Origin of the sequence: Shewanella sp. 8A, from assembly GCF_023475945.1 — a bacterium.
Lineage (GTDB): Bacteria > Pseudomonadota > Gammaproteobacteria > Enterobacterales > Shewanellaceae > Shewanella > Shewanella xiamenensis.
The window spans coordinates 1-3,829 of the sequence record NZ_JAMDJP010000063.1 but is presented as its reverse complement, the minus strand read 5'-3'; the positions used below and the strand labels follow the sequence as shown (position 1 = coordinate 3,829).

Below are 3,829 nucleotides of genomic sequence, written 5' to 3'. Positions count from 1 at the left end.
TGGCTAAATTTGCCCAACGCGCCAAAAATGTAAAGTTAGCTTTAAATTCTAAAATCACTCACTTGAATTCTCGTTCTCAATCAGCGCTTGCTTCCAATATTCTGGTTCAGCATATCGAGCAACCAATGCATCGATATCTATTTTTGAGGTTGATGGACTAAACTCAAAATTGCCATACATATTGATGTGCTGCCATGCAACGGGCGAAATACTGTGAAGCTGAGCCAGTGCATTTTGATCTCCTACTGTTTGCTTCTGTTCATAGACACGAGATAGCAGCGCTGTGTTGTAGTAAATGACCGCGTTGGTGATGAGCCGAGAGCATTCATTCCATATTTGCTGCTCCTCTTCTGTTTTTACTCTGAATTTTCCACCGTTAACAAATGCAACTGCTCGTCTAAGACGATGATAGGCTTCGCCACGATTTAATGCTTTTTGTACACATTGACGTAAGCCAACATCGTCGACAAAGTCGAGAATGTATAGCGTTCGGCATATGTTTTCCAACTCCCATAATGCTTTCTTGGTCTGATTCTGACGCGAATAGCTCGAGAGTTTGCGAACAATCGTGGCTTGAGTAACATCTTTTTGAGCTAGCGATGCCATGATCCGTTGAATATTGGGCCATTCACGTTCAATCAATTCATCGTTGGTTTTTCGGGCAGGCTTTATTAGCCAGTCACCACACTCATTGGGATGTTGTGAGCCGACTAACGTATCCATTTTCTTATGCAAATCACGATAACGAGGTGCAAAATGATATCCAAATGCATGCAAAATCCAAAAATTAACCTGATTGGTGCCATGGGTGTCAGTGGAATGCCGTTCTGGCTTTATATCAGAGGTATTGTTATGCAATAAATCGAAAACGTAATGGCTTTCATGTTCGTGAGTCCCAATAATCTTTGCATTTATAGGAACATGATTTGCAACCAACGTGTAGGCGCTGACACCTTTCTGTAAACCAAAATACTTGGGAGAATATTGAGCGTTAAGGGTGTTAATTTGCGTTTCTATCCGCTGACCATCGCTACTTGAATGAAGTGTGTCCTGAATATCATAGAGATGAAATGCGGGTAGCTGGCTGGTCGCATTACTAATCGCATCATTAGCCGCTCGTAATGTCTCCAAGCGTAGATAATTTCTTGATGTCCCCGCCATTGATGCTGAGCTAAGGCCTGAAACCTCAGCCATTTTTGCTAACCCCATGTTTGTTCCCATCGCAACAATACAGGCGAAAATTTCACGGGGATCAGCTTCATGCTTTACATAACGATCTAATACATGGGTAAATGCATTTAAAAATCCAGTATTACCCGCAACAAACCACAGTAGATCCGCAATACCAATTCCTGGTAACTGGCTGTAAAAATCGCTATTAACGGATTCATCACTGCTCGGATAAAGCAGCTTCCAACGACGCTTTTCGGCAGCCCCAATTACTTTAATATGTTTGTTGACCCCATCAGAAATATGTTGGTTAATCGCACTATAACGTGCTGCTAGCATAGTATGAAATACAGCCAGAGTATCTTGGATAGGGGCCAATAAAATGGGTGCACCAATATCTTGCAATACTCGTTCTTTATCCTGCCATCTAAGATCGCTTATTAAGTCATCTTCAAAGCGGCGAAATTCATTACTATGTTTAACGTACACATCACCCGCTTCCAGTGAGTTGCGTAGTAGGCGATAGACCAAAAACTCATAGCGATCTACATCAAGCGTTTTAAATGTTTTGCCCTCTTTACTAAACAAATATCGGCGTAAACCTTTAGGAATAATCTCAGTCGGAAATGAATTAGGGTCAGTTTGCCTTGGTGATTTTTCTGTGCGCAATAAGTTTTGTAAAAACGCGATAGCTTCAAGCAAAGGAGAGTCTTCTACACGTCCGGCAAAATCCAGATCAGTAAAAAGTTGCCTTAAGTTACGTTTGAATGTGGCGGATAATTTTGTGTAATGTGACCATTCAAATGCCGTTTTGTCGAAAGCAATATTGCGTAAGTAATCAGCAACTAATGGGAATCTCTCTTGTTCAAGCAATGCATAGGCTTTTTCTTTAATAATGGAAAAAGGTGTGTCATCGGTGATGGTGTCATCCGTAAACAGGCTCAATACATGACCCGCAGCCTGTAAATTTTTCGCTGCATTGGTAACCGCATTATTCATTGCTTCTTCAGCGGCACGCTTGGCCTGTTTCTCGTATTGATCGACCCAATGGAGCAATGCTTCAATTAAGTTGTCATTAATTTGCTGAAACCGATGAAAAGCAAAAAACAGCAGATATAACTGAGCAGTCTCTTTTTTCATGCGTTGAAGTTTATAAGTGGTATAAAACTTAACCATAGAAGCATAATACTTGCCGCTTTCATTGGAGATCCCCGCTGTTATGAGGAACTGCTTGGCAAACTCATGTAGAGGCTGGAAAAACTGCCGCCGTGCGACTTCATGTCGCAATTCTTTATAACTGAAATCTTTAGCTTCATGTTTTAATGCGCTGACGCGAAATACTCCTGACTCAGCCCGAAGCAAAGCCGCTAATTGCTGATCGATAAGTGAAGTCATGCAAGTGCTAAGTAATCGAGCAATACGGGTGCGTTCATAAGCCACCACTCTACCAATCATCTCTTGCATATACCGATAACTGGGCATGACAATACGGTGTAATGCTAAGTATTGGGTTAATTCACGAAAGATAAAGATAGGTTGTGTCGATAACATCGCAACCCGCTGTGCTTTATCTTCCAAATCAACTTTTACCTCATTATCACATTGTTTATACTGGAATAAATCAAGAATTGCTCGTTGTTGTTCAGCCCTAATCGGTCTTGAGGGACTTTTCAGTCTTGAAAGCGTTTTGGTGGGAAAGTACAGCGCGGCAATGTAATCCAAGTCATTTAGTACTGACGATTCTTGTTCATAACTGAAAAACTGCCGTTTGGCTTTGAAATAGCCCAGTTGCAATACTAAATGGGCTGCCACAGAAAACGTTCGGGTATTGTCGAATAGCTCGCGCTCTTTAGCACTTAAGTCAAAATATAATCGACGATCATCATCTGAGAAATGAGGTAATCCAAACAGTTCATCTATTTCATCAGTTGACAAAATAGATAGCCGCCGAACATCATTTTTCATGGTGCCCTCCCTATTTCACTACATCAAATAATTTCCCGCTCCGCGAGATGTGCAAGTGGAACCATACTTTTATGTAAGATCCCAAATACAACGAATTGATGCTCATGTTGGATGTAATAGATGACATGACTTGAATAAGGGAAGCTAAACACATTCATGCGTACCTCGGGTCTATTTTTCCCAAGGGTGGGTGTTTCAGCCAGCAGTTGAATCGTTTGTCTAAGTCCTGATAAATAGGTCTTCGACTGAGTCGTTCCCCATTGGGCTAACGTAAAGCGGTGAATACCTATCAGATCAGATTGTGCATCGGGCGTTAAATGATAAGTTACCGGCATTAGTCATACTGCCCTGCGGCCAGCTCATCAAAAAAGGTATTACCATCAACCAAATTGCCCATTTTGATGTCAGTTATGGCTTTCACCGCTTTGGATTGAAGCAAATGTAATTTTAGTGTCTCGATACTTTGGTATGCATCAGCTGAAATAACAACGGCCACAGGCTTGCCATTTTTATTAATTTGGATTGGAGCTTGTTGAGCTTTGAGCAACAAATCTCCAAAGTGAATTTTTGCTTCATTGGCTGAAAGAGTGTTCATTTATCACCTTTAAACGAATCGTTCGATTCGCTCAATTTACACCAGTTGGGCGATAAAAGTCAAAAATGCACCCTATCAAAATGTATACTATTTGATAGC

3 protein-coding genes are annotated in these 3,829 nt (G+C 41.2%); all 3 read right to left on the bottom strand.

The genetic code is table 11. The features are described 5' to 3' along the window. Positions 1-54: 54 nt before the first annotated feature. The 3 genes from M0413_RS22440 to M0413_RS22430 are packed head-to-tail and all read right to left on the bottom strand — an operon-like array spanning position 55 to position 3,730. Positions 55-3,135, bottom strand: coding sequence for a Tn3 family transposase (locus M0413_RS22440; RefSeq protein ID WP_249555716.1), 3,081 nt, complete (start codon positions 3,133-3,135; stop codon positions 55-57). A 23-nt stretch (positions 3,136-3,158) separates the two neighbouring features. Then, positions 3,159-3,470: a type II toxin-antitoxin system RelE/ParE family toxin gene (locus tag M0413_RS22435; protein ID WP_011918375.1), complete on the bottom strand. Its 312-nt coding sequence runs from the start codon at positions 3,468-3,470 to the stop codon at positions 3,159-3,161. After that, positions 3,470-3,730: a type II toxin-antitoxin system Phd/YefM family antitoxin gene (locus M0413_RS22430; protein ID WP_011787805.1), complete on the bottom strand. Its 261-nt coding sequence runs from the start codon at positions 3,728-3,730 to the stop codon at positions 3,470-3,472. The genes M0413_RS22435 and M0413_RS22430 overlap by 1 nt, the downstream gene beginning before the upstream one ends. Positions 3,731-3,829: the final 99 nt, after the last annotated feature.